Source organism: Kitasatospora sp. NPDC056651 (genome assembly GCF_042792155.1).
Taxonomy (GTDB): Bacteria; Actinomycetota; Actinomycetes; order Streptomycetales; family Streptomycetaceae; genus Kitasatospora.
Genome location: NZ_JBHTWX010000013.1, coordinates 78,061 through 104,645, shown reverse-complemented (window position 1 = coordinate 104,645; position 26,585 = coordinate 78,061). Strand labels below are relative to the sequence as shown.

Genomic DNA, 26,585 nt, shown 5'->3' with positions numbered 1-26,585 from the left:
CCCCAACACAGCTGCTGCAAGGCCAATTGGCCTGGGGGCGCGGGACCCGCCGCGGGGCCCCGGCGAAACCCCCTGGCCTGATCGGGGAGGGTCAGCGGCACAGGGCGGAGTCCACCGCGGCCGCCACGTGCTTCTCGGCCGCGTCACCCGGGATCATGGTCACCGCGATGCTGGTGGCGCGGCCGTCGTCGGTGGCGCCCCCGGCCGTGTAGTAGCCCGGAATGGTCCCGCCGTGGCCCCAGTACACGCCGCCGCACGACAGCGGCCGGCTTGCCAGGCCCAGCCCGTAGCGGAAGCCCGGAGTCACCTCGTCGGCGGGGACGGTGGTGCGCATCTCGGCGAGCTGGGCCGCCGGGAGGAGGCGACCGCCGAGCAGCGCCGCGTAGAAGCGGTTGATGTCGCTGGTGGTGGAGACGGCGGCGCCCGCCGCCCAGCCCCAGGACGGGTCCAGTTCGGTGTAGTCGCGCAGCGAGCCGTCGGCGTCCCGGTTGTAGCCCTTGGGGTGGGCCTCGCGGATGCTCGTGTCCCCCGGGGTGGGGAAGTAGGTGTGGCGCAGGCCGATGCGGTCGACGATGCGCCGGTTGACTTCCTCGCCGAGCGGCCGTCCGGTGACCTTCTGGATGATCAGGCCCGCCATCAGGTAGTTGGTGTTGCTGTACGACCAGCGCGTGCCCGGGGCGAAGCGGGCCTTCTGGGCGAGGGCCGCGTCGAGGAGTTCACGCGGCTCGTAGTACCGCGTCGGATTGCTGAGGATCGCGCCCTGGTTCACGTAGTCGGGCAGGCCGCTGGTGTGCTGGAGCAGCTGACGGACGGTGATGGTGCGTCCGTCGATGCCGTCGCCGCGCAGCAGACCCGGCAGGTAGGTGTCGACGGGGGAGTCCAGGCCGACCTTTCCTTCGGCGACGAGCTGGAGCACCACGACGGCGGTGAAGGGCTTGGTGTTGCTGCCGATCCGTACCTGCCCGTCCACGGGGACCTTGGCCCCGGTGGCGACGTCGCCGACGCCGGCGGTGTAGGCGCTGGTGCGGCCGTCGCGGCCCTTGACGGAGGCCAGCGCGGCGGGCAGGCCGTCGTCCTTCACCAGGGCGTTGAGGCTCGTCTGGACGCTGTCCGGCTTGCCGCCCGCGAACGCCGCGGTCGGTGCCAGTGCCCCGGCCGTCATGACCCCGGCGGCCACGGCGGTCACGACCGCCATCGCCCGGTGCCGGCTGCCCCGGCGGGAGAGCGGGAAGCGGTTGTGCGGTGCGTGCTGGTACACGAGAGGTCCCCTCCGATGATCGGCGCCGGTGATTCCCGGCCTCGATCAAGAGGACCATTCGGGGGCGGGGGAGTTCGTCCGCACCCAGGACGAACCGCGCCCGGGAGCAGGCTCCGGGAGCCACCCCCCGACCAGGACCGTGCTCCTGGCCACCGGTGCCGATCGGCTCGCCGCTCCTCGCCCGCTCCTCACGCGCGCCACCGGTGTCCTCTCCCTCCCGCACATTGACGGACCGTCGGAGGTCGGGCGTGAATGGCACGATGAACTGGCCGCCACCGGGCGCGGGTCGGGCCCTTCCCGGCGGCGCGCGCGCCCTGCCCGAGGACATCGACCTGCGCTGCTACGTCCTCGGCCGGCCCCCCGGCTGAGCCGCGGCTCGGAGACCGACGGAAACGGCCTCCGTCCGACGTGGTCGGACGGAGGCCGTGGTCGGCCGACCGGCTCAGCTGAGCTGGGTCAGGACGGGCTTGCTGGTGCCGAGCGCGGAGACGGCGGCCGGGGACAGGGCGGCGCCCCAGACCTGGACGTCGCTGATCCGGCCCGGGAAGTAGTCGCCGGTCTTGGCGTGGCCGATGGTCAGGGGGCCGGTGGAGGCCCAGGGGGACGGGTTGGTGGCCGTGGCGGCGAGCTTGCCGTCGACGTACAGGGACATGGTCTGGCTGGGCGCGTCGAAGGTGGCGACCAGGTGGGTCCAGGTGTTGAGGGCCGGCGGGGTTTTGGCGTACGCGTTGGACCAGCTGCTCGGGTTCGTCGAGTCGCCGTTGGGCGACGTGAAGGTCCAGGCGTTGAACGACTTGCTGTACTGGAGGTAGAAGGAGCTGGCTCCGCTGCCCGACTGGCCCACGACCGTCGACCAGGAGGAGGTGTTGTTCAGGTACGCCCAGGCGGCCACCGAGTAGCTCTTGCTGGTGTCCAGGACCTGGCCGGGGGTGTAGACGAGGGCGTCCGACGTGCCCGGCAGGGAGAGCACCTTGGCGTTGCGGACCGGATCGGACACGAAGGAGGCCGAGGCGGCCACGTTGAGGTTGTTGCTCGCCCGGATGTCGTCGCTCGGGTCGCTCAGCCGCCACCGGTCGGCGGGCTTGCGGACGTTGCCGAGCAGGACCGGGGCGCCGAACTGCGCGGTGTCGGTCATCAGCGCGGTCGCGGCGCCCGGCAGTGCGGCCGGGATGATCGAGACGTCGCTGACCTGCACCGAGTTGGTGTACTGGGCGAAGGCGCCGCCCGGCATCACCCGGCGGCCCAGCTGGACGGGGCCGGTGGCGTTCCAGTTGGTCCCGCCGTAGGCGGCGGTGCCGGCCGGGGCGCCGTTGACGAACAGCCGGAACTGCTTGGCGTCGGCGTCGTACACACCGGTCAGGTGCGTCCACACGCCCGGCTGCACGGCCAGCGGGCCGCTGGTCGGGCCGTAGACGGCGTTGAAGTTGTCGGCGGCGTTGTCGTCGATGTTCCGGCCGAACGCCCAGGCGTGGACGTAGGCCGAGTAGTACAGCTGGAAGCCGACGCCGTTGTTGCCGCCCTGGTTGACGAAGACGGCCGAGACCGACGGGTCGTTGTCCTTCACCCAGGCGGAGACGGTGTAGCTCTTCGAGGTGTCGATCGAGGGGCCCGCCGTGCTCGCGGCCCCGGTCCCGCCGCCCAGCGCCAGCACGTTGCCGCGGGCCGGGTCGGAGACGATCGCCGCCCCGCCGGTCAGCGTCAGGTCGTTGCCGCGGACGCTGTCGGCGGTGCCGGTCAGCTTCCACCGGTCGACGGCCTGCGCGGTCGGCGTCCGGGCGCCCGGGATCAGGGTGATGGTGCCGGTGGCGGAGGTCGCGTACAGGTCGGGGTTGCCGTCACCGTCCACGTCGCCGGGCGAGGCCACGGCCGGCGCGAGCCGGTCGCCGACGGCGATCGGCATGACCGGCTGCGCGGCGGGCAGGGCCTTGCCCGGCGTGGTGGCGGCCCAGGTCTGCTCCGGGTTGCCGGTGAGGCAGTCCCAGAGGATGAGCTGGGTCTTCGGGGTGTTGAACGCCGCCGGGTCGGCCAGGCAGCGGCCGGACTGCGGGTTGAGGAGCGAGCCCGCGAACGGCCCCGGCAGCCACCGCTGGGCTTCCGTGTTGTTGCAGTCCCACAGCTGGATCAGGGTGCCGTTGGCGGTGCCGCCGCCGTTGACGTCCAGGCACTTGCCGAGCATGTGGACGGTGCCGTCGGTGCCGAGCGAGGCGTTCTGCGCGTCGGTGCCGTTGCAGGAGTACATCTGCGCCGGAGTGCCGTTGTCGGTGAACGACCCGTTGATGTCCAGGCACATGTTCTTGCCCGCGGTGTCCAGCACACCGCTGACCAGCGGCGCCCGGGTCGGTGCGGTGATCCTGCTGGTCGGCCGGTGCGAGGCGTCGAAGTCGAGCGGGAAGCTGCTGACCGCTCCGGTGACGTTGTTGCGGGCCCACAGCGTGGGGACGCCGTTCACGGTTCCGGGGGCCAGCAGGGTGGTGTTCGACCAGTCACCGGTGCCGATCTTCACACCGGCGGCGAGGAAGCAGCCGGCCTGCTTGGTGCCCGGGTAGTACCACAGCTCCTTGTTGTCGACCGTGATCAGGTCCGGAGCGGTGGTGTAGCCGGACAGCTTCCCGGTGGCGAGGATCTGCGTCACCTGGTTCCAGGTGCCGTCCGAGCCGGACGCCGGGCAGCTCGACGAGGTGTTGATCGGATAGACGTTCGCCTGGTCGGTGAAGTGGCCCGGGGTGCCGCCGGAGATCGCGTCGTTCTTGTACAGGTAGAGCTTGTGGGTGCTCTTCTGGAACGCGAACAGGTCGTCCACCTGGGTGGTCGCCGAACCCCGGTGGGTGACCAGGTAGTTGTTCCAGCTGGTCCCGTCGGGGCTGGAGGCGCGCGGCGAGGACTGCTCGGGCAGGGCGGACGGGTCGGTGTCGCCCTTGACCAGGTAGAGGTTGCCGTCGATGCCGACCGCGGCGAGGTCCGGGATGCCGTCCGTGTCCAGGTCGCCCTCGGTGACCTTCGCGTTCGGGTTCCAGGGCGCGAAGAAGGAGTACTGGCCGACGGTGGCCTGGGTGTTGCCGGCCGCGTCGACGGCGCGGACGAACAGGGTGTGGGTGCCCCACTGGACGGTGCTGACGTTGATCGGGATGTCGGCGGTGGCGCTGCCGCCGCCGGTCTGCACGGCCGGCTTGGAGAGCGCGCCGTTGCCCGGGATGTTGGAGTCCAGCGAGTACTCGAAGCGGGCGATGCCGCTGCTGACGCAGGCGGACAGGTTGCAGCCGGTCGGCGTCGGGTCGGAGGCGGTCACCTTGACGGTGGCCGCGTCACCGGCGTGGCCGGTCGGCGCGGCGCTGCCGCCCAGCTCCGGGAAGACGGCCGACGGGGCGATGGCCGGGACGGTGGGCGGGGTCAGGTCCACGCTGAAGTAGCAGTAGGGCGAGCCCGGGCTGCCCAGGGTGCCGTCCTGCGCGGAGACGTTCCAGCCGTAGGTGTGGCCGTCGGTGACCATGCCTCCGACGTTGGTGTACACGGTGGTGCCGTTGGCGACCCAGCCGCTGTTGGGCCAGCTGGCGTCGGCCGGGGAGCCGCTGCCGTTGTTCACCATGTTGTCCCAGACGTGGTACTGGGCGTACAGGTTGACGCCCTGCATGTCCGTGCTCAGGCGGGAGTTCAGGGTGATGTTCGACTTGCCGTTGGTGGAGCCGGTGTTGCCGATCCAGCCGCCGCCGCACGCGGTGGCCGGCGTGGTGCCGAGCTGGTCCGGGGTGTTCGGGGCGATGTCGAAGGTGGTCTGGATGTACGGGTTGAGGGCGAACCGCATGAAGCCGTAGTTGGTCGAGTACTTGCCCTCGTCGCCGTACAGGCCGAAGGTCAGGTTCCCGTACGTCTTGTACTGCGAGACCGCCCCGGTGACGTCGAAGTTGACCGGCTGGTTGCCGCAGGGGACGTACACGTTGGCGCTCTTGGCCGACTGGGTGCCGATCGTCGAGACGACGCCCGGGCCGGGCCAGACCGTGTTGGAGTTGATCCCCCCGGTGAGCTTCAGGGTCACCGGCCAGGTGTTGTTGCAGCCCTTGTCGGCGCCGTGCGTCTCGGTGAAGTAGAGCGTCGACTTGGAGATCGCCATCCGCGAGTTGAGGTTGCTGATGTCGAACTCGTAGAAGGAGCGGTACAGGCCGAAGCAGTCGCTGGAGTACTGCTGGTAGCCGAAGGCCTCGCCGTTCTCCTGGCCGTTGTCGTAGAGCTTCTGGCCCGAGCAGCCCTCCTTGACCTCGGCGAAGTGGTTGGTGCCGCCGGTGGCCGGGTTGACGTAGGGGTCGATGTAGAGCGGCCAGACCGTGTCCGGGCTGCTCAGCCGGGCCTCGTCCGGGGTGAGCGTCAGGCCGGTGGCGTCGGCCGTCACCTTCAGCGGGGCGACGCGGGCACCCTGGCCCGGCCGCTTGGCGGAGGAGGTGGCGGCGTCGGTGGTGTCCACCACCGCGTGGTCGGCGGCGGTCGCCGGCGCCGGCTGGGCGTCGGCCGGCCGCTCGGGCGCGGCCGGGGCGGCCGGCGCGGCCTGGGCCTTGGCCTGGGCTCCCGACGGCGCGGCCTGGGCCTTGGCCGGAGCTCCCGCCGGCGCGGCCGGTGCGGCCGGTGCGGCCGGTGCGGCCGGTGCGGCCGGCGCGGCCGGAGCGGTCGCGGAGTCCCACATCACCGGGGTCGGCGCGGTGAAGACGGCGGTGCCGTCCGCGGCCGTGGCGGTGAGGTTGCCGTCCTGGTCGGCGCTGGTGGTCAGCCCGTGCGTGGTGGTGGCGAGCCGGAGGTTCTTCAGGGCCGGGTTGGCGGCCGCCTTGGCGTCGTGGACGACCAGGACCTCGCGGAAGGCGCCCTGGTCGGTGACGCTCACCTGGAGGTCGACGCCCGGGAGGACGTTCGTGTACAGGGCGCCGTCGCCGGACACGGCGGGCGCCGGCAGCGTGAACGGCAGCGTGAAGGACAGGGTGCGGCCCTTCGCGTCGGTGAAGGTGGCCAGCGGCCCGTTGCCGCCGCCGGACAGCCGCACCCCGGACGGGGTGGCCTTCGGCGACCAGGAGCCGTCCGTGTTCTTGGCGAGGTTCGCGTCGACCTGGACCCAGGCGCCGCCCTTGCGCACCCGGATCGGCCGGTGGTGGTCGGTCCGGGTGAGGGTGCCGTCCGAATTGGCGACGGTGGTGCTCGTCTCGGTGGTCAACTCCTCGACGGTGACCGGCTTTCCGCTCTGCTTCGCGGCGGCGCGGGCCACCGCGACCGGGCCGCCGCCGTCGGCCGGCGGCTGCTGGATCCCGGCCGGTGCGGTGGTGTTCCCGGGGGCGGGCGGCTCCGGGGCGGTGTCGGCGAACGCCTGGCCGGACAGGCCCGAGACGACGGTCGCGGCAGCGACCGCCAGGCCGATCCGCCGCCTGACGGACCGTCTGGAGCTCTGCCGTGGAACGGCAGCGAACATGATGGTTTCCTTTAAATCGGTAAAAGTTGCGTCAAATAAAACCGGCGATCCTTGGCCATGGTTTTGCCAAGGAGCCTCGCGGGAGTGTCCGGTCCGTCGGCTGTACGGACTGAATGTCCGAATCGTCTGGTCGCTCGTGCGGCCGTGGCGACGCCGACCCCATTTCCCCCCGGCGGGGAAGGCTATTGCTATCGAAAGTGTGTGGCAATACCGTTCCTGGCGCTCAAGTGAAGATCGCCCCCCAATTCGTTGTGAGGGGGGCTTACCTGGGGGGTTGTCAGGTGCAAGTAGCGTTTCGCCGGTTCGCGGGAGCGCGCGGGCGGAGAGCGACGAGACGGGTGACGGTCGCACTGGCGACCGTTCTGACGTTCTCGCTGGTCGCACCGGCCGCAGTGGCGGAGGACATGGTCGGGCCGTTCCGGTACCGAGGGAAGGTGTGGGCGGCCGATCCGCTGCCCGACCAGCCTAAGGTCGCGGGGCGCGCGGCCGACGCACCCGGAAAAGCAGCGACCGCGCTGCCGCCGCCGGGATCGAGGGAATTGACGCCGCATAAGGTCGAGGAACCGAAGTGGCCGACCCGCTCAAAGAGCACGGTCGAGCTCAACAATAAGGCCGCCAAGGGGATTTCAGCGGTCGAAGCACGGCTGAAGGCCGACCCGTCGCCGGTGAAGGTCACCGCCGCCGACCGGCCGTCGGCGGCGCGCGGCAACAACGCGCCGCAGGCCCCCGCCGCCGATCCGGTGTCGTCGGTCGACGTCCAGGTCGCGGACCGCGACCAGGCGCGCGCGGCGAACGTGGACGGCCTGCTGGTCGGGCTGTCCCGGGCGGACGGGCAGGACGGCGCCGGCGGCGTGTCGGTGTCGCTGGACTACAGCGCCATCGAGCAGGCGTACGGCGGCGGCTGGGCCTCGCGCCTGCGGCTCGTCGCGCTGCCGGGCTGTGCCCTGACCACTCCGCAGCTGGCCGAGTGCCGCCGACAGACACCGGTCGAGTTCGTCAACGACCCGTCCAGCCACAGCATTTCGGGGACCGTCGAGCTGGCCGGCGCCGCCTCCTCGCCCGCGGCCCCCTCGCCCGCGGCCCCCGAACCGGCCGCGAAGAGCGGCCTCGCCGCGCCCATGACGCTGTCGGCGCCCGCGGCGCTGTCGGCGGCGGCCTCCGGGACGGCGGTGGCGGCGGTGGCCGGCGCCGGCGGCTCCCAGGGCACCTACGCGGCGACCTCGCTGTCGGCCTCGGGCTCGTGGTCCGGCACCGCGTCGGGCGCGTTCACCTACGCGTACCCGATCGGCGTTCCGGCCGCCATGTCCGGCGCGGCACCCGGGGTGTCGCTGTCGTACAACTCGCAGGCGGTCGACGGCGAGACCTCGGCCCGCAACTCGCAGTCCTCGCCGGTCGGCGACGGCTGGGACTACCACCCGGGCTTCATCGAGCGCAGCTACCGGTCGTGCGACACGGACGGCGTCAAGGACTCCAACGACTCCTGCTGGGCCGGCTGGAACGCGACGATCTCGCTGGGCGAGCACACCGGTGAGCTCGTCCGGGACGCCAACGGCGCGTACCACCTCCAGTCCGACGACGGCACGAAGATCGAGCGGCTGTCCGGCGCGAGCAACGGGCTGTGGGACGGCGAGTACTTCAAGGTCACCACGACCGACGGCACCGCGTACTACCTGGGCCTCAACCACGCGCCGGGGACGACCTCCGACAGCGCCACCAACAGCGCCTGGGGCGTGCCGGTCTACCACCCGAAGCCGGGCGACCCGTGCTACGACTCCGCCAAGGGCAACAAGTCGCAGTGCGCCCAGCAGATGGGCTACCGGTTCAACCTGGACTTCGTGGTCGATCCGAACGGCAACGTCCAGCGCTACGACTGGGCGACCGAGTCGAACTACTACAACATGGGCTTCGGCCAGGTCGCGGCCTCCGGCGGCGGCGGGACGCTGACCCAGTACACCCGCGGCGGCTACCTGACCCAGATCTCCTACGGCTACAAGCTGGCCGACGAGACCGCCGGGCGCGAGCCGTCGGCGAAGGTGGTCTTCAACTCCGCGCAGCGCTGCGTGGTGTCCGACGCGACCTGCCAGGCCTCCAACCTGTCCGGCGCCACCGCGGCGAGCTGGCCGGACACCCCGTACGACCTGAACTGCCCGTCCACGTACAAGACCTCGGGCACCGGCAACGACGTCTGCCTGGTCGGCTCGCCGACCTTCTGGTCCACCTACCGGCTCAAGTCGATCGACACCAAGGTCCGGGACGCCTCGGGCTGGAAGGACGTCGACTCGTACGAGCTGACGCAGGTGTTCTCCGACGCCGGCGGTACCTACGACCCGGTGACCGGCAAGACCCAGAACAAGCAGTCCGCGGGCGCGCTCCAGTCCGTGATGTGGCTCCAGTCGATCAAGCACACCGGCAAGGACACCACGGCCGGCGGCAGCGGACCGCTGTCCCTGGACCCGATCACGTTCACCGGCATCGAGGTCGACAACCGGGTGGACGGGCTGACGCCCGCCGCGCCCGCGCTCTACCACCCGCGCATCTCCAGCGTCCAGACCGAGACCGGTGAGTCCATCGCGGTCACCTACCGGGCCCCGGAGTGCTCGCGGGTCAACCAGCGGATGCCGGCCAGCGCCGACTCCAACACCATGGCGTGCTACCCGGTGTGGTGGACGACCCCCGGCGCCAAGGACCCGATCTCCGACTGGTTCCACAAGACGCTGGTCTCCCAGATCAGCGCCAGCGACCTGACCAAGGCCGGCTCCCCCGCCCACGTCACCAACTACACCTACGGCGGCGGCGCGGCCTGGCACCGCGACGACTCCGACCTCACCGACGACAAGTACCGGACCTGGAACGACTTCCGGGGCTTCCGGACGGTGACCTCCACGTCCGGCGCCGCGCCGGACCCGATCACCCAGAACGTGGTGTCCTACCTCCAGGGCATGGACGGCGACTACAAGGCCGACGGCACCCGGCGGAGCGTGAAGCTGGCCAACTCCCTCGGCGAGCAGATCACCGACAGCCCCTGGCTGTCCGGCCTCCAGCAGGAGAGCACCGCCTACACCCAGGCCGGCGGCGCCGTCACCAGCAGGGCGCTGATCGACGAACCCGCCGTCTCGACCGTCACCAGCAGGGCGCGGACCGCCTGGACCTCGGCCGACCCGGCCCCGGCGAAGCTGTCCACCCTGCCGGACCTGACGGTCCGCCGGACCGACTCGACGTCCTCGCGGACGATGTCCCTGCTGTCCGACAACACCTGGCGGACGACCAGCTCGAAGATCTCCTACGACAGCTGGGGCCGCACCACCCAGGTCGACGACAAGGGCGACGTCAGTGCCCCGGCCCAGGAGGTGTGCACCACCACCTCCTACGCCGCGGCCCCGGCCGGCAACCCGATGATGATCGGCTACCCGAGCGAGGTCGTCAGCATCGCCGGCCCCTGCGGCACCCCGGCCGGCGCGTCCACCGTGCTGTCGCACAAGCGGCTCGTCTACGACGGCCCGGCCAGCGTCACGGCTCCGGGCGCCTACGGGGTCATCGGGCAGAACGGCAGCTCGCTCGGCTACCCGACCGCCTCGCAGGCCGCCGCCTCGTACGACGCCTCGAACAACCCGGTCTTCCAGACCCTCGGCGCCGTCGAGTACGACGGGTACGGGCGGCCCGTGAAGACCCTGGACACCGCCGGCGCGGCCACCACCACGGCCTACAGCCCGGCCACCGGGACGCCGCCGTCGACGGTCACCACCACCAACGCGCTGGGCTGGACCTCGTCCAGCACCGCGGCCCCGGCCCGCAGCCTGGTCACCCGCTCGGTGGACGCCAACGGCAAGACCACCGACAGCACCTTCGACGCGCTCGGCCGCCGCACCGCGGTGTGGTACCCGGGCCGTGACAAGGCCAAGCAGTCGCCCGACACCCGGTTCGGCTACGCCGTGCACGGCGCCGGCGCCAACCCGGACCCGTCGACGGTGACCACCGAGGCCCTGCGCGAGGACGAGACGTACGGCGTCTCGGTGTCGATCTACGACGGCATGCTGCAACCCCGGCAGGTGCAGACCACCACGGCCAACAACTCCGCCGGCCGGCTGATCTCCTCGACGTCCTACGACTCGCACGGCTGGGCCGTCTCCTCGATCGCCCCGTACGCGGACACCACGGCCGCGCCGAACGGCACGCTGTTCGTCGAGAGCAACAACACGGGCCCGTCGGTCACCCGGACCGCCTTCGACGGACTGGGCCGGCCGACCACCAGCACGCTGGTGTCGGGCGCGAGCTCGCTGTGGTCGACCACCACGGAGTACAAGGGCGCGGACCGGGTCGACGTGACCCCGCCGACCGGCGGCAAGGCCACGACCACCTTCACCGACGCGCTGGGCGAGGTCACCTCCACGGTCGTCCGGGACACCACCGCCGACAAGAAGCTGACCTCCGGCACGCTCATCGCGTCCGGGTCCTCGGTCCTCTCCCGGAGCACCCGCCTGGCGATGCAGGCGGACGGGAACCTGGTGCTCACCGCGCTGGTGGGCGACACCACGCTGTGGTCGTCGAAGACCGGCGGCAACCCGGGCGCCTTCGCCTCCGTCGAGGCGGACGGCAACTTCGTGGTGTGGAACGCCGCGAAGACCACCGCGCTGTGGACCTCGGGCACCGGCGGCCACACCGGCGGCTACGTCAAGGTCCAGGGCGACGCGAACGTCGTGGCCTTCGACGCGGCGAACACCGCGCTGTGGAGCACGAACACCGCGAACGCGGCGTCGCCCAACGACGTCACGACCGCGTACACGTACACCGCGGCCGGCAACCTCGCCACCGTCAAGGACTCCGCCGGCAACACCTGGAACTACTCCTACGACTTCCGCGGCCGGCGGATCTCCCAGACCGACCCGGGCACCGGGACGTCGACCACCACCTACGACACCCTGGGGCGCGTCGCGTCCCTCACCGACCCGCGCCAGCAGGTGCTCAGCTTCACCTACGACACGCTCGGCCGGCGCACCGGCGAGTACTCCGGGACGTCGACCACCGACAGCGGCAAGCTGCTCGCCGAGTGGACCTTCGACGGCAAGCTGAAGGGCTACCCGGACGCCTCCACCCGGTACGTCGGCGGCAAGGGCGGCAGCGCGTACGTCCAGCGGATCGACTCCTACAACGCCACCAACCAGCCCACCAGCACCACCACCGTGATCCCCGCGGCCGAAGGGAAGCTCGCCGGCACCTACACGGCCACCAGCGCCTACACCACCAACGCGGGCCTGCTGGCCTCCACCACCTACGGCACCGAGGCCGGGCTGCCGGCCGAGACCGTCGGCTACGGCTACAACCTCCAGGGCGGCATCACCGGCATCGGCTCGGCGACCACGACCTACCTCGCGGGCGTGACCTACAGCGCGCTCGGCCAGACGCTCCAGACCACGGTCGGCGACGACCTGACCAAGCAGCTGCGGACCGCCCAGACCTGGGACGCCGCGACCGGCCGACTCGCCACCAACCGGGTCACCCTCCAGAACAACACCGCCAACCCGATCTCCAACTCCACCCTCACCTACGACCAGGCGGGCAACCCCACCGCGGTCAGCGAGGTGCAGTCCTCGGGCGGCACCGACCGGGCCACCGACACCCAGTGCTACCGGTACGACGCCCAGGGCCGGCTGGCCACGGCGTGGACCGACACCAAGGGCCTCACCGGTGTGACGGCCGGCCAGCTCGGCGGGTGCGCCACCGCCAACCCGACCGCCGCGACCGTCGGCGGCCCGGCACCGTACTGGCAGGACTGGCAGTACAACCGGCTCGGTGACCGCACCCAGCAGGTCGCCCACGACGTGAGCGGCAACGCGGCGAAGAACACCACCCAGACCTCGGTGTTCCCCGGCAACGGCACCACCGCCGCGGCCACGCCGAGCGCGGTCAGCGCCATCACCACCGCCAACCCCACCACCGGCACCTTCACCCAGACCCCGCAGTACGACCCCGCGGGCAACGTCAAGTCCCGGGCGACGACGGGCAGCAAGAACGCGTCGCAGACCATCGAGTACGACGAGGAGGGCCGCACCAAGGCCGTCACCACCGACGGCAAGACCACCACCTACCTGTACAGCGCGGACGGCAGCCTGCTGCTCCAGGGCGGACCGGGCAGCAACACGCTCTACCTGTTCGGCGGCGCCGAGCAGCTGAGCGTCGACAACGTCGCCCCGACCCACCCGGTGACCGGCCAGCGGTACTACACCGCACCCGACGGCACCACCACCGTCCGCTCCAGCAACGGGGCGATCGCCTACCAGCCGACCAACACCCAGGGCACCGCCCAGCTCCAGGTGGACTCCGTCTCCCTGGCCGTCACCCGCCGCGCCTACGACCCGTACGGCAACCCGCGCGGCACGACCCCGCCCCTGTGGGCGGACAACCACGGCTACCTCGGGAAGCCGCTGGACACCACCAGCGGACTCAACCTGCTCGGCGCCCGGCAGTACGACGCCACCATCGGCCGCTTCCTGTCACCCGACCCGGTCTTCCAGCTCGGTGACCCGAACCAGATGGGCGGCTACACCTACTCCGGCGACAACCCGGTCACCTTCAGCGACCCGAGCGGCCTGAGCATCTTCAGCTGGCTCCACAAGAAGGCCAACCAGGCGGGCACCGTCATGGCGGGCACCATCGACTCGGTCGTCGGCCAGCCGTTCCAGTTCGTCGTCAACCACCTGTCCGCCGGCTGGAACTCCACCGCCGACGTGATCAACGGCGACAACGAGCTGTTCAACAGGTACACCGGCTACTCCGGCATCCCAGGAGTCCACCTCGGGCACACCGGCACCGTCGACGACAAGCCGATCGGCCACCTCTTCAACGCCGACACCAACTCCAAGACCTACAAGGCGGGCCGCTGGATCGGCGACATCGGGTCGCTCTTCGTCGACGGCGTCGCCATCTTCAAGGGCGCCAAGTGGGGCTGGCGGGCGTTCAAGGGCGCCAAGGCGGCGGTCGACGAGGCCGGCGGCGTCATCAACTGGGTGAAGCGGCTGTTCGGCAAGGACAAGCCGACCATCACACCCCCGAAGCCCGAACCGGTCAAGCCCCCGGCACCGTCCAAGCCCACGGCCCCGGAGGCAGGCACGGGCGGCGGCGGAGGCAAGGCGCCGGGCGCCGCTCCCGAAACCATGGACGCCGGCGGCGGCGGTGGTGGCGGTGGTGGGGGCAGTGGCGGCGGACACGCCTCCACGCCCGCCGGTCCGATTGACAACTACACCCCCGGCGGGCACGCCGTGAGGCACAGCCCGACCGCCACCGCGGTCGGCAGCGACCAGCGGACGATCAACAACTACAACAAGGTGCTCAACACGGGCATCCACGACATCGTCGCCCATGGAACTCGCGACGGCTACATCTCCCTCGACGGGGAACTGACCAACGGTGGCCAGCTCGTCGAGGCGGTCAGGTCCAATCCGGCTTACGTCGAGGGCCAGCCGTGTCGACTCATGGTCTGCCACTCGGGAGTCTCGGGTGTCGGGCAGCAGGTCGCGAACGAGCTCGGCGTCTACGTTCTGGCGCCCAGTGACCGGGTTGGTACGATTGCCGCGCTGGGGCGAGGCCAGACTCCGGTCATCGACAATGAAGGCGTCTGGATGTGGCTCCGCCCGTCGGGGCAGAGAGGGTGATCGCTGTGGTGCGTCGCGTCGGTTTCTACAGTGAGCTCGACCCTGCCAAACCCGACCTGTACCAGGGGAGCATCCGTGATGCCATGGGTGCGGAGCCGTATTCGGACGAGTCGGAACTGATCGGCTATCTGGAACGGGGCATCGAGCTGCTCGACATCATGGAGGCCTGCCAGGATGTCATCTCGCAGGACCAGTACATCGAGGGCTGCTCGTCGGTGCTTTCCGACGGCTCATGGATCTGGCGCCTGGATCTTCCCTACTACCTGAAGCGCTATCACCTCCGCCTCGATCCTGAATTCGTCGAACACGTTCGGGCCGGGAAGTACGAAGTCCCGGTCCTCCCGCAGGACGAACTCGTTTCGCTGGCTCAGGAAGTCGTTTTCAACGTTCTCGGTATGCGCCACTAGGTGAGGCCGAGTCGCTTCTGAAGCCACAGGGGCCCCGCCGGATACGTTCCGGTGGGGCCCCTGTGGCTTCGCGTGCGTCAGACGTCGCCGAACTCGCCGGAGCGGACGGCGGCGACGAAGGATGACCATGCGCCGGCGGGGAAGGCCAGGGCCGGCCCCTCGGGGTCCTTGGAGTCCCTGACGGGGACGGTGCGAACACCCCTGATGACCTCGACGCAGTTCCCTCCTTGGGTGCTGTACGAGCTTCGGTACCACGTAGTACTGCGTAGATCATTCATGCTCAAAGCCTCTCCGCACGTCTCGGATGAACTCGATGCTCGGCGCCCGCGGCAACGCCTCCGCCTGGAGGTGATCGTACTCACTGGTCCACGCGGCCAGCGTTGCCGGATCACGTTCGAGGAAGCCTCTCCGCTCTGTCTCGCCGTATCCCACGATGGCGCGATTGGTCATGGTCAGCAAGGTAATCGGGTACCCGAATGGCCGGTTCTCACCTGCCGAGGCAGGGCAGACCTGGACAAGGTAGCGGGGGCGCGAAGCGAGCTCCTCCAGGTACCTGAGCTGCGCCACCATGATGTCCCGGCCGCCGATGGGCCTTCGCAGCGCTCCCTCGTCTATCACGGCATGCACAAGCGGTGCCGGCTCTCGGTCGAGGGCCCGCTGTCGCAGTAGAACCTTCTCGGTTCGCTCATTGGCCTGTTCCTGCGTGGCCATCCCTCGCCGGACGGGAGCCTCCTGGAAGGCTCGACTGTACTCCGGGGTTTGAAGCAGGCTCGGAACGATGTTGATCTCGAACAGCCGCATTGCGACAGCCTTCGCCTCGTAGCTCAGGTACTCGGTGAAGCCCTCGAACAGGACTCGCTGCCCGGTCCACTCCCCGAGGAACTTTTCCCCGGACTCAAACACGCGGTCAAGTTTGGTTACAAGCAGGCGACTTGGTTTCTTTCGCCCGTTCTCGATGGCCGAGATGTAGGCCGATGAGCAGCCAACCAGCCCCGCAAGATGTTCTTGTGTCCAGCCTCGCGCCTCGCGTGACTTGCGGAGAAGTACGCCGAACTCGGCGTCGGGGCCGCCATGAGGGTCCAGGTCGCGCTTGTTCATAGAGATTCGTCCTACCAATCTAACCAGCTGGGATTGGTTGCTAACTGCTCCAGCGTAGAGCACAGTTGGCGCACCCGGTAGTCAAAGCACTACGCAACGGAGCCACCCATGGCACGTGAACGTACCCCCGCGTCCCCCTCGCAGGCCGAGCCGGCGCCCACGACCGAACCCCGCTCGCTGCTCGACAACTTGCGCAGCGCCGAGCACGCGACGGCGCTGCTCGCACTCGCCGACCTGGTCGGGGCGACCGAGTCGGCCGGGTTGGTACTGCCCTCGCTCGGTATGGAGATCCCGGTCCGGGGCCGGACCGACTTCCTGGTCCAGCTCGGCGGGGTGCCCCCCGAAACGGCGGCGCGGCTCGCGGTTCTTCTCCGCATCGGGGTCGCCGTTGTCGCCGCCGAGGAGGCCGCGGAGCCCGCGACCGTCACCCACATGTGGGCGCCGGCCGTGGGCGACCTGGTGCACGACATCGCGGCCGACAAGGTCGGCTCGTTCCACGGCCTGGACGACGCCGGCCGGTGGCTGCTGCGCCCGCCGGCCGGCGGTGAACCGTGGCCCGTGGACCCCTCGGGGGTTCGCGCCGCCGACGTGTCCGACCGGTTGCGGGCCGAAGCGGCCCTGACCACCGCGCGCCACCGCGCGGGGAGGGTCGGATGACGGAGGGACCACAACCCCGGCCCCGGTGAGGGGAATCAGACGGCCCCGACGGCCGGGGCGGGGCACGACGACAACCAACTCTCGGGAGGGGCCGCATGGCGAAGAAGGTGCTGCGGGGCGCCGCGTGGGCCGAATACAGGGCCCGCAAGCGCAGGGCGCAGGCCAACGAGCCCCGGCTCACGGGTGACGCGCTGATCCACGGTCCGTCGCCGGGTTCCGTGGCACGCGACACCCGGGCCGGCGGGCGGCTCGGGATCGTACGCGGCGTGGACGCGGGAGTGGTCTACCTGCGCGAGGCCGGAACGGTCAGCCCGGTGTGGGACTGCCCCGTCCCTGACGTGGGACGTCCGACGCCCGCCGAGGCCCGGTTGGCGCGTCTGCTCGACCAGGGCGTCATCCTCGACCCCGAGGACGACGATGCCGAGGAACCCGCGTGACTCCCAGACTCCCGGCAAGCTCTGCCGGGTCGCGTTCCGGACGGGGCTGTCCGGGCGCACGCCGGTCCCCGCCGATGTTCTGACAAGCATGGACGGCCGGGGACCGGCTCCACCGACTCCCGCTCCGGGTGGGGTGTCCACTCCAGCCCGGGGCGGGGCTCCTGACCCCACCCACCCTCACCGAGGAACGCGATGGTCCTGCTATCCCGCCCGAGCCGGGGCGGGCCCGCAGGACCAACCCATCGAGGAGATACACCCATGCGTACCGCCCACGCCGTACTGCTCGGCGCCGGACTGCTCGCCGGAGTCAACGCTGTCCGCCTGGCGGTCGACCACCAGGACCGAAACCGCCAACTCGTCCTCGATGCCGCGGACATGCACCAGCAACTCATGCGGGACGGCGAAGCCCACCCGGAACGCTACGCCGATCACCCCACGCTCGGGCAGCTGTCCGAGACCGAGCGATGGGACGCGCTGCGCACGAACCGGATGCTCGCGCTGCTGTGCGCGAAGTACCAGTCTGCGGTCATGGGCGACGACGAGCTGCTCCACAACCTGGTGTCGATGGTCCATGTCCCCGCGGCGCGCGCGTACTGGGTCCGGTCGGGCTCGCACTGGATCAGCGAGACCGCCTCGGGCGCACCGCGCGTCCGCGAGTTCGGCCGGCACCTGAAGAGGACGTTCGAGCGCGCGGACGTCGAGCCCGCCGCGTAACCAACCCACAACCTGACGTACAAGGTGTGCGCCGTGCCCGAAACGGTCGCTGACGGCATCCGTTCCGTGATGGCAGTCTTCGGACTCCGCTACGCCGCACTGGACTTCATCGTTGGTGACGACGGGACGTGGTTCTTCGTGGACCTCAACCCCAACGGTCGGTTCGGCTTCGTTCCGGACCTCCGCGACCCGATCGCTCACGCGTTGGCGAGCCTTCTCGAAGGAGTACCCCAATGATCCCTGTCCCGTCGTCGGCGGCCGGGCTCCGTCTCAAGTTGGCCGACCACCTCCGGAGCACCGGGGCCCTTCGGTCCGACAGGTGGCACGAGGCGTTCGCGTCCGTCCCGCGTGAGGCATTCGTCCGGGCCTTCGCCGTGGGTTCCCCCAACGGCCCCGTCCACCTGGAACCGGACGACGCCCGGTGGCTGCACACGGTCTACACGGACGACAGCCTGTTGACGCAGTTCAGCGCGGACGGCGTTCCCACGAGTTCTTCCACGCTGCCCACCCTCATGGCGTTGATGCTCGAAGCCCTGGACGTGGCCGACGGTGACAGGGTCCTCGAAGTGGCCACCGGCACCGGGTACAACGCCGCGCTTCTGAGTCACCGCGTCGGCGACGAGAACGTGACCACGATCGAAGTCGACCCGGATCTGGCCCGTGCCGCGGAACAGCGGCTCAACCGCGCCGGATACCGTCCCACGGTCCTTTCCGGCGACGGACGAGCCGGCCACCCCGACGGAGGGCCGCACGACCGGATCATCGCAACGTGCGGCTTCTCCAGCATCCCCCCGGCATGGCCGGCCCAGATGAACCCCGGCGGGATCATCGTGTGCCCGGTCGGCGGGGGCGTCGTACGGCTGGTGGTCGAGGAAGGCGGAAAAGCCGCCGGAGAGTTCCTGCCGGACCCCGCGTTCTTCATGCCGGTGCGGGAACTCACCGACAGCCCCGCGACATCCGTACCCCCGCCCCTGCCGGACACCTGCACGTCCCGGCCGTGCTCTCTGGAACCCACCGTCTTCACCGACGACGGAGTCCACTTCCTTCTCAGCCTTGCCGTTCCCGGTGCCATGCAACGATTCACGTATGGCGACAGCGGCGTGATCACCGCTGTGCACATCTGGCAGCCCGACGGGTCATGGGCCGAGCTACGGGGCGGAATCGCCCGACAGGCCGGACCCCGGCGAATTCTCGACACGGTGGAAACCGCCCTGGCCGCGTACGAGGCCGCGGGAAAGCCCGACCGGGAGGACTACCGGCTGACGGTCGCCCCCGATCAGCAACGGGCATGGGTGGGAGGGAAGTTGCTCCTGCTCCTGGCCTGAGCCGGCAGGCCCCGCCGGATACGTTCCGGCGGGGCCTCTGTGTCGCTCCGGAGAGCGCTCGTGGTCAGATGCCGGGCGCGGTCTCGGGGATCCGGGCGCGGACCGGGTCGGCGAGGGCCAGCAGGATCCGTCGGTCGCCCTCGAAGGCCTCCCGGTTGTGTGCCATCCGGATGTTGTCCACCACCAGCAGGTCGCCCGTCTGCCAGGGTTCGCGGCGGGTCGCGCGCACGTAGGCCTCGTTGATCACCTGGATGAGGTCGGCGGTGAAGGGTTCGCCGTTCCCCCACGCGGTGTTGAAGGCGAGCCCGTCGGGCCCGAGCACCGAGACGAGGTACTCGCGGACGTCCGGATCGAGGCTCCACTCGGAGAGGAAGGCGATCTGGTTGAACCACGACCGCCGTCCCGTGAGCGGGTGCCTGATCAGGGCGGGGCGGCGCTGGCGCGTGCGCAGTTCGTCGCCGCGCCACTCGTACGCGATGCCGCCCTCGCGGCAGTACTGTTCCACCTCCTCCCGGGAGGAGGTGCCGAAGGCCTCCGTCCACGGCAGCCCGACCGTGCCGCCGTAGGTGCGGGTGAGCAGCCAGCCCTCGGTCTCCAGCCGGTCCACCACCGCGGCGGGGAGCGCGTCGACCACGGCGCCGGAATCGGCCACCGCGGTGCAGCCGCCCTGCTCCGGGGCGGTCAGGCAGCCCAGGACGAGTACGGCGGGGAACTCGCGGGCGTAGCTCAGCTCGTGGTGCATGCACATGGTCTGGTCGTCGTCCCAGCTCGCGGAGGAGTAGACCGGCCCGGGGGACTCGTCGCGGTGGGCGAAGCCCTCCCGCTCCGGCATCAGCTCGTCGGCGAGCGCTCTGGCGACCTCGGCGAAGGTCTCCGGGTCGCCCAGTTCGAGGCCCCGCACCAGCACGGCGCCGTGCTCGGTGACGGCCGCCCTCAGCTCCTCCCTGTTGCGCCGGGCCCAGCCGAGGGCTCCGTCGGGTGCGTTCACATGCCGTACAACCAACGGGGAGCCGTTGCCGACCGCTGTCATCGTCCGTCCTTCGTCACGCCGGCCGTGCCGGTGCTGTTCGAAACTTCCGTGGTCCGGGAATCCCGGATGCCCATGGGGGGCTGGGGCCCTGGGCCCTGTCCGGCTCTAGAAATCCAGCACGATGACCCCTTCGCCGAGGAGGCTCTCGTCCTGGCGGGCGTGGCGGACCTGGCGCGGGGCGACCAGTTCGGCCTGGCCGGCGACGGTCGCGTGGGTGAACAGCTGCGCCACCCGGACCGTGCCGGAGAAGTGCTCGTTCAGCAGCGCGTGCAGGCGCAGCACCTTCAGCGAGGAGCCCCCGAGTTCGAAGAAGCCCTGGTCGACCCCGGCGACCGGGCAGCCGAGGACGTCCTGCCAGATGGCGCGGATCCGCTCCTCGGTCGCCGAGCGCGGTGGCGTGGCGGAGACGGGCTGGTCGGACAGGAAGCGCGGGAGCGGCAGGGCGGCACGGTCCTGCTTGCCGTTCGCCGTCGTCGGGATCGCCTCGATCACGATGAACTCGGCGGGGACGAGGGCCGGCGGCAGCTGCTCGGCGAGGTGCGAGCGCAGCTGCGACGGCAGGCGGTGGGCGTCGGCGCCCGCGCGGGGGACCGGGTACGCCACCAGGTGGTACTCCTCCGAGGCGCGGCGGTGCGCCACGACGACGCACGCGGACACCGACGGGTGCGCCAGGGCGACGCTCTCGATCTCGGCGGGGTGCAGCCGGACTCCGTTGATCTTGAGCTGGTCGTCGATCCGGCCGCGGACCTCCAGCAGCCCGTCGGGCCGCAGCCGGCCCAGGTCGCCGGTCCGGTAGAGCAGGTCCGAGGCGTCGGCGCGCTGCGGGTTCGGCAGGAAGGCCGCCTCGTTCGCCTCGGGACTCCCGAAGTAGCCGAAGGTCCGGAACGGCGTGCGGATGTGGATCTCCCCCAACTCGCCCACCCCGCACAGCTCGCCGTCGCGCATCAGGACGGCCTGGCACTGCGGCAGCGGCGAGCCCACCGGCAGCAGTTGCGGCAGCGCGGCGTCCCGGGGGACGCGGTAGGCGAACTTCGCCATCGTCGTCTCGGTGGGACCGTAGAGGTTCACCACCTCGGCGGAGTCGGGGAGGACCGCCCGCAGCCGCTCGACGAGTGCCGCCTTGAGCGGTTCGCCGGCCAGGAAGGCCAGCCGCAGATCGCGCAGGACGATCCCGGCCGGTGCGTCCAGCAGCCAGGACTGGAGCACCGTCGGTGCCGCGTGCAGGACCGTGATCCGCTCCCGCGCCAGCCAGGAGAACACCGCCTTGCCGCCGAGCAGGTCCTCGGGTCCGGGTAGCACCGTGGTGCCGCCGCCGACCAGGGCGACGAGCGTGTCACGGAGCATCACGTCGAAGGAGGAGCTGGTCGTCTGGGCGCACCGGTCCTGCGACGTCACGCCGAACTCCTGGCTCTGCCAGCGCAGGAAGTGGGTCAGCGAGGCGTGCCGGCCCAGGACCCCGCGGGGCGTGCCCGTGGTTCCCGAGGTGAAGAACAGGTACGCGGGGGAGTCGGGGTCCACCGGCGGGAGTGGCACCTCGCGGGCCGGTGACGGCGACAGCCCGGTGGCGGCGTTCACGGTGGCCTGCGGCAGGCTGTCGCTGCTGTCGCTGCCGTCGGTGACGGCGGGCCGCGCCCGGCCGGCGTCCTCGACGAGGACGCGGAACACCGGAGCGCCGACGTCGACGAGGTGCGCGCGCCGCCCGGCGGGCAGGGCCGGGTCGACGGGGAAGAAGACGGCGCCGCTGCGCAGTACCGCCAGCATCGCCACGACGAACCCCGGGCTGCGCGGCCCCGTCACCGCGACGACCTGTCCCGGCTCGCACCCCGCCGCGACCAGCTGCCGGGCGAGTTTCTCGGCGCGGTCGACCAGCTGCCGGTAGGTCAGGGAGGAGCCGCCCTGGCTGACCGCCGTGGCGTCCGGTGCGATCGCGGCCCGGGCCGCGATCAGTTCGGTCACCGGTGGTTGGGCGGGCGCCTCGATCGGCGTCGCCAGGGCCGCGCCGGAGTGGGCGTCACCGGGCAGGACCAGGGAGTACGCGTCCAGCGGGCGGTGCGGTGCGGCGACGACCTGGGTGAGCAGGGCGCTGAACTGCCCCAGCATGGCCTGCGCCCGGGCCGCCGAGCAGGACTCGGTGCGGTAGACGAGTTCGATGTGCAGGGCGGCGTCGTCCCGCTCCGAGACGTAGAACGTGAACGGCAGCTTGGCCTCGGGTTCCCAGAGGGTGTCGTCGAACGACGTCTCCAGGCCGTCGATCGCCGCTTCCTCGTGGAGCCGGCCGAGGTAGTTGAGCAGCACGTCGAACACGGGACTGCGGTCGAGGCGCCGCACCGGGTTGAGCCGCTCGACCAGCAGCTCGAACGGCGCGGCCTCGTGGGCGTACCCCTCGTGGAGTCCGGCGCTGACCCGGGAGAGCAGGTCGAGGAAGGTCAGGTTGCCGGACAGGTCGGTCCGCAGCACGAGCGTGTTGAGGAACAGGCCGACGATGTTCTCCGTCTCGACGGCGTCGCGGTTGGCGACCGGGTAGCCGACCACCACGTCCGGCTGGCCGCCGAGGCGGGACAGGAGCAGGTTGAGCGCGGCCATGGCGATCTCGAACGGGGTCGTCGAGGTGTGCGCCGCGAGCCTGTGCAGGGCCGCGCCGGTCTCCACGGGCACGCTCCGCGCGAGGCGTCCGTCGGCGCGGCTGTCGGCCCGGCCGCCGCCCGGCGGTTGCGGCACGTCCGTCGGCAGTTCGAGCTGCGGCGCGTCCGCGAGCCTGGCGAGCCAGTAGCGCAGGTCGGGCTCGACCGCCCCGCTCGCCACCCGTTCCCGGACGGCCGCGGCGTAGTCGATGTACTGGAGCCGCGACGGCGCCAGCGGCGGCCGGGAGGGATCCGTCCGGCGGGTGTACAGGGCCGCGATGTCGCGCATCAGCAGCCGCATGGACCAGCCGTCACCCGCGATGTGGTGGAGCGTGACCAGGAGCCGGTGCTCGGCCGGGCCCGTCCGGAACACGGCGAACCGGACCGGCGCCTCCTCGGTGAGCCGGAAGGGCACGAGGTCGTCGGCCTGGACCAGGCGTGCGACGGCGTCCTCCCGCTCGGCCGGATCGCACGCGGTCAGGTCGTGTTCGGCGCAGACCAGGGGCAGTCCGTCCCGGACCCGCTGGGTCGGTGTGCCGCCGGCCGCGTCGTAGGTGACGCGGAGCGACTCGTGCCGGGCGAGGAGGTCCGCCAGGGCGAGGCGCAGCGCGGGGACGTCCAGCGGGCCGCGGAAGGTCGCCAGTGTACGGATGTGGTAGGCGGTGCTGTCGGTGTCGAGCTGGGACAGGAACCACATCCGCTCCTGCGCGAAGGACAGCGGGTGGCCGTCGGTGCGCGGGACCACCGGCATCCCGGTGTGGGCGCGCGGGGCCGTCTCGTCCACCAGGCGGGCCTGGGCCGCGACGGTGCGGTGGGCGAAGTAGGCGGCCGACGGCAGGTCGAGGCCGAAGTGCTCGTTGACCCTGCTGGCCAGTTGCAGGGCCAGCAGGGAGTGGCCCCCGATCACGAAGAAGTCGTCCGTGCTGCCCGGGGCGTCGCCGCCGAGCAGGGCGGACCAGATCGCGGCCACCGCCTGCTCGGTCGCGGTGGCGGCGGCCACCCGCTCGGCGGTCGCCGCCTGCCCGTCCCCGAGCCGGGACAGCGCCCGGCGGTCGACCTTGCCGTTGGCGGTGAGCGGCAGGGTGGGGACGCGCAGGAAGTGGGAGGGCACCATGTGGGCCGGCAGCCGGCGCAGCAGCGCCGCCCGCAGGGCCTCGTGGGAGGGGGCCGAAGCGGTGGACTCCAGGTAGGCGCGGAGGAGTCCGGTCTTCCCGCCTGCGGCGCGCGGGAGGACCACGGCGCGCTCGATCCCGGGTTCGTCCCGCAGGGCCTGTTCGATCTCGCCCAGTTCGACGCGCTGGCCGCGGATCTTGACCTGGCTGTCGCGTCGCCCCAGGTAGCGCAGCTGTCCGTCGGGCGACCAGCAGGCCAGGTCGCCGGTGCGGTACATCCGGCCGCTGCCCGACGGGCCGCTGCCCAACGGGTCGCTGCCGTACGGGTCGCTGCCGAACGGGTCCGTGACGAACCGCTCCGCCGTCAGCTCCGGGCGGTTCAGGTAGCCGCGGGCCACCTGGACGCCGCCGATGCAGAGTTCGCCGGTGACGCCGACCGGGCACGGGCGGCCGCGGTCGTCGAGGACGTAGAGGCGGTTGTTGGGCGCCGGACGGCCGAGGGTCACCGGCCGGTCGCGTTCCACGTGCAGGGTGGTGACGTCCACGGCGGCCTCGGTCGGGCCGTAGTAGTTGACCAGCCGCGCGCCGTCGTCGCCGACGGCGGCGAAGAAGCTCCGCGCGAGACCGGCGTCGAGTTCCTCTCCGCTGCAGACGCAGAACCGCACGGCCCGCAGACCGTCCTGGCAGGTCTTCAGGTACTGGCTGAGCATGGACGGGACGAAGTGCACCACGGTCACGGCGTGGCGGCGGACGGTCGAGCGGATCAGCTCGGGGTCGGACTCTCCGCCCGGCGGGAGCATGACCTGGCGGGCGCCGATGATCCCGGGCAGCAGCAGTTCCCAGACGGAGACGTCGAAGGTGTACGGCGTCTTCTGCAGGATGACGTCGTCCCGGCCGAGGCCCAGGTCCTCGACCATCCAGTGCAGCCGGTTGACCACGGAGCGGTGCTCGACCAGGGCGCCCTTGGGGCGCCCGGTGGACCCGGAGGTGTAGATGCAGTAGGCGAGGTCGTCCGGTCCGGCGGCGGGCGGCGGGTCGTCGGTGCGCTCCGACAGCGGCCCGGCCGGGTCCAGCACCGGCCGGCCGGCGAGTGCCGGGTCCGGGCCGTCCCCGAGCCGCAGCACCAGGGCGCACCCGCTGTCGTCCAGGACGTCGCGGACCCGGTCGTCGGGGTCGGTCAGGCTCAGCGGCAGGTACGCGCCGCCCGCCTTCAGGACGCCGAGGACCGCCGCCGTCAGGTCGACGGACCGGGCCAGCCGCAGCGCCACCAGGGAGCCCGCGGCCACGCCGTACTCGTCGCGCAGCGTCCACGCCAGCCGGTTGGCCCTCGCGTTGAGCTCGGCGAACGTCCAGGACCGCCGCTCGTCGACGACCGCGACGGAGTCCGGGGTGCGCCGGACCTGCTCCTCGAACAGCCGCACGACGGTGGTGTCGAGGTCGTACGGTGCGTCCGTGCGGTTGAAGCCGTGGGTCACCAGCTCGCGCTCGGCGGGGTCGAGCAGTTCGAGGTCCTCCACCGGCTCGTCCGGCCTGGCCACCGCGTCCGCCAGCAGGACCTCGAAGTGGCGCAGCAGCCGTTCGACGCGGTCGGCGTCGAACAGGTCGACGGCGTACTCCACGCTGGCGAGCAGCCCCTCGGGCGTCTGCGCGAAGAACAGCGTCAGGTCCATCTTGCTGTGGCCGTTGCCGACGCGGACCGGGTGCACGGCGAGGTCGGGCAGCTGTTCGCTGGGCTCGCCGAACCCCTCGTCGGACATGATCATGATGTCGAAGAGCGCGCCCCGCCCCGCTTCGGTGTCGGCGCCCGCGTCACGGACCACCCGGTCGAAGGGGTACTCGGCGTGGCCGAGGGCGCCGCGCACGGCCTGGTGGCCGCTGCGCAGCAGCTCGCGGAAGCTGCCGCCGACCGGCACCGGGTCCCGCAGCGCCACGCTGTTGATGTAGCAGCCGACCTGGTCGAACAGCTCGGGCAGCGGCCGGTTGACGGCCGAGGTGCCCAGGGCGATGTCCCGCTTCCCGCTGTAGCGGAACACCAGCACCCGCAGCGCGGCGCTGAGCGCGGCGAACGTCGTGGTCCGCTCCCGCCGGCACAGGTCCTTGACGGCGGCCGCCGTCTCCGGCCGCAGGACGCGGGTGGCGTTCGCGCCGAGGTGGCTGCGCACCGCCGGGCGGGGACGGTCGGAGGGCAGGTCCAGCGGCTCCACCGGCTCCTGGAAGCGCTGCCGCCAGTACTCCCGGGAGGCGTCCAGGGCGCCGCTGTCGAGCAGGTTCCGCTGCCAGAGCGCGTAGTCCTTGTACTGGAGGCGGGCTTCGTCCGCGTCCTCCCGGGGGGCGCCGCGCACGCCCCTGCGGTAGGCGTCCAGCGCCTGGTCGAGGAGCACGGTCAACGACCATCCGTCGACCGCGATGTGGTGCGCGGAGAGGACCAGGACGTGTCGGTCGGCCGCCTCCCGCACCAGCATCACGTGCAGCAGGCGCCCGGCGGCCAGGTCGAACGGGCGCGACACGAAGTGGTCGACCAGCCGGTCGGTGCCCTCGGCGGCCACCCGGTACGTCCAGTCCAGCTCGGCGTCGGCGGCCGGCCGCTGCCGGGGCACGCCGTCCACGCTGCCGAACACGGTGCGCAGCGCCTCGTGGCGCCGCAGCAGCCCGGTGAAGGCGTCCTTGAGCGCCTCGACGTCCAGCTCGCCGTCCAGCCGGTAGACGGCGGGGACGGTGTACGCGGCGTGGGCGTCGCCGGACTGGACGGCCAGCCACATCGTCAGCTGTGCCGACGACAGCGGGTACCACTCCGCGGCGGGGGCGGGCGTGATCTCGGTGGTGTTCTGGGGTGCGGTCAT

General features: G+C 71.4%; 13 protein-coding genes. 6 read left to right on the top strand and 7 right to left on the bottom strand.

Translation table 11 applies throughout. From position 1 onward, the window contains the following. Window positions 1–91: 91 nt before the first annotated feature. Both ACFRAR_RS08305 and ACFRAR_RS08300 read right to left on the bottom strand, forming a co-directional pair. Window positions 92–1,195, bottom strand: a complete 1,104-nt coding sequence (locus ACFRAR_RS08305) for a serine hydrolase domain-containing protein (RefSeq protein ID WP_380696131.1) — start codon at window positions 1,193–1,195, stop codon at window positions 92–94. Between the two features lie 505 nt (window positions 1,196–1,700). Then, window positions 1,701–6,698, bottom strand: coding sequence for a LamG-like jellyroll fold domain-containing protein (locus ACFRAR_RS08300; RefSeq protein ID WP_380696123.1), 4,998 nt, complete (start codon window positions 6,696–6,698; stop codon window positions 1,701–1,703). A 338-nt stretch (window positions 6,699–7,036) separates the two neighbouring features. Here ACFRAR_RS08300 and ACFRAR_RS08295 point away from each other — a divergent pair, with 338 nt between their 5' ends. Together ACFRAR_RS08295 and ACFRAR_RS08290 are read left to right on the top strand one after the other, a co-directional pair. Continuing rightward, a complete protein-coding gene (locus ACFRAR_RS08295) occupies window positions 7,037–14,344 on the top strand; it encodes an RHS repeat-associated core domain-containing protein (protein ID WP_380696121.1) in 7,308 nt (2,435 codons plus the stop codon). Then, entirely contained in the window at window positions 14,341–14,751 is a 411-nt protein-coding gene (locus tag ACFRAR_RS08290; RefSeq protein WP_380696119.1) for a hypothetical protein, read from the top strand. Before ACFRAR_RS08295 ends, ACFRAR_RS08290 begins: the two co-directional genes overlap by 4 nt. A 77-nt stretch (window positions 14,752–14,828) precedes the next feature. On the opposite strand, the gene ACFRAR_RS08285 is transcribed toward ACFRAR_RS08290, so the two are convergent. Together ACFRAR_RS08285 and ACFRAR_RS08280 are read right to left on the bottom strand one after the other, a co-directional pair. Further along, window positions 14,829–15,029: a DUF397 domain-containing protein gene (locus tag ACFRAR_RS08285; RefSeq protein WP_380696117.1), complete on the bottom strand. Its 201-nt coding sequence runs from the start codon at window positions 15,027–15,029 to the stop codon at window positions 14,829–14,831. Then, window positions 15,022–15,849: a Scr1 family TA system antitoxin-like transcriptional regulator gene (locus ACFRAR_RS08280; protein ID WP_380696115.1), complete on the bottom strand. Its 828-nt coding sequence runs from the start codon at window positions 15,847–15,849 to the stop codon at window positions 15,022–15,024. Before ACFRAR_RS08280 ends, ACFRAR_RS08285 begins: the two co-directional genes overlap by 8 nt. Before the next feature lie 108 nt (window positions 15,850–15,957). Here ACFRAR_RS08280 and ACFRAR_RS08275 point away from each other — a divergent pair, with 108 nt between their 5' ends. The 3 genes from ACFRAR_RS08275 to ACFRAR_RS08265 all read left to right on the top strand — a co-directional run bounded on the left by ACFRAR_RS08275 (window position 15,958) and on the right by ACFRAR_RS08265 (window position 17,657). Beyond that, complete coding sequence (locus tag ACFRAR_RS08275; protein ID WP_380696113.1) at window positions 15,958–16,506, top strand: hypothetical protein; 549 nt, start codon at window positions 15,958–15,960, stop codon at window positions 16,504–16,506. Between the two features lie 95 nt (window positions 16,507–16,601). Beyond that, window positions 16,602–16,943 (top strand): hypothetical protein, encoded by a 342-nt coding sequence (locus tag ACFRAR_RS08270; RefSeq protein ID WP_380696111.1) that lies wholly within the window; start codon window positions 16,602–16,604, stop codon window positions 16,941–16,943. A gap of 258 nt (window positions 16,944–17,201) precedes the next feature. Continuing rightward, window positions 17,202–17,657, top strand: a complete 456-nt coding sequence (locus ACFRAR_RS08265; RefSeq protein WP_380696109.1) for a DUF6082 family protein — start codon at window positions 17,202–17,204, stop codon at window positions 17,655–17,657. Between the two features lie 89 nt (window positions 17,658–17,746). Here the strand turns inward: ACFRAR_RS08265 and ACFRAR_RS08260 are convergent, their stop codons facing one another. Then, on the bottom strand, window positions 17,747–17,851 hold the full coding sequence (locus ACFRAR_RS08260; RefSeq protein ID WP_380696129.1) for a hypothetical protein: 105 nt from the start codon (window positions 17,849–17,851) through the stop codon (window positions 17,747–17,749). 39 nt (window positions 17,852–17,890) lie between these two features. Between ACFRAR_RS08260 and ACFRAR_RS08255 the strand changes: the two genes are divergently transcribed. Then, a complete protein-coding gene (locus tag ACFRAR_RS08255) occupies window positions 17,891–18,982 on the top strand; it encodes a methyltransferase domain-containing protein (protein ID WP_380696107.1) in 1,092 nt (363 codons plus the stop codon). A gap of 64 nt (window positions 18,983–19,046) precedes the next feature. Here the strand turns inward: ACFRAR_RS08255 and ACFRAR_RS08250 are convergent, their stop codons facing one another. Both ACFRAR_RS08250 and ACFRAR_RS08245 read right to left on the bottom strand, forming a co-directional pair. Continuing rightward, window positions 19,047–20,012 (bottom strand): TauD/TfdA family dioxygenase, encoded by a 966-nt coding sequence (locus tag ACFRAR_RS08250; protein WP_380696105.1) that lies wholly within the window; start codon window positions 20,010–20,012, stop codon window positions 19,047–19,049. Window positions 20,013–20,117: 105 nt separating this feature from the next. Beyond that, on the bottom strand, window positions 20,118–26,585 hold the full coding sequence (locus ACFRAR_RS08245; RefSeq protein ID WP_380696103.1) for an amino acid adenylation domain-containing protein: 6,468 nt from the start codon (window positions 26,583–26,585) through the stop codon (window positions 20,118–20,120).